This is a genomic window from Oleiphilus sp. HI0128, from assembly GCF_001635365.1.
The window spans coordinates 1-655 of the sequence record NZ_LWGG01000284.1 but is presented as its reverse complement, the minus strand read 5'-3'; the positions used below and the strand labels follow the sequence as shown (position 1 = coordinate 655).

2 protein-coding genes are annotated in these 655 nt (G+C 44.3%); one reads left to right on the top strand and one right to left on the bottom strand.

The genetic code is table 11. From position 1 onward, the window contains the following. On the top strand, positions 1 to 230 hold a 230-nt coding region (locus A3763_RS03705; protein ID WP_156494877.1), incomplete at its 5' end, for a M48 family metalloprotease. 11 nt (positions 231 to 241) lie between these two features. Here A3763_RS03705 and A3763_RS03700 read toward each other — a convergent pair. Beyond that, positions 242 to 655 (bottom strand): MATE family efflux transporter (locus A3763_RS03700; protein ID WP_156494876.1); only part of this gene is annotated, 414 nt, incomplete at its 5' end.

Sequence of the window (655 nt, the reverse complement as noted above, 5' to 3'; positions counted from 1 at the left end):
AGGCTGATGATTTTGCGCTGAAACATTTACAAGAGTTTGGCTTACATCCTGAGGATTTTATTACCTTAATGGAGAACTTAGAATCCCAAGAAAAAGACCAAGGTGCAAACGAGCCCGAAGAAAACATAGGTAGCGTGGAGCCAAAACAAGAATCTGAAATACAGGGCTATTTTTCAAGCCACCCAAGCACGTCAGAGCGGCTAGAACGATTTAGAAATCACCGTCATTGAAGCGCTAAACACTAAAGCTTAGCGCCTCCCCATTTCCCTCTATGCCAGTGAATACCGTAAACAAAACCTTGGCCCAGGCGAGAGAAAGAAAACAAAAGCCAAATCACCAGCAAGGGCGGCTCAAAATAAACTACTGCGATAAGACCTAAAGGAAAGAACACAGCCCATTGAGAAAGCATACTTGTCTTCAAGACTACTTTTACGTCACCACTTCCCAGCAAGGCGTTCATAAGAATCACACCGATAACATCGATAAATATTAAAGCCCCCGTCACCTGCAAAGGTAAGCGAGCCGCGTCAATGGTAGCCGTATCTGAAGTGAAAAAGCGCAAGATAAGCTCTGCATTGAAGGCTAATAACATACCGAGTATCAAGGTTATCCCTCCGCCAATTTTGGCAACATCATAGGCCCAGAGTTTAGCCTT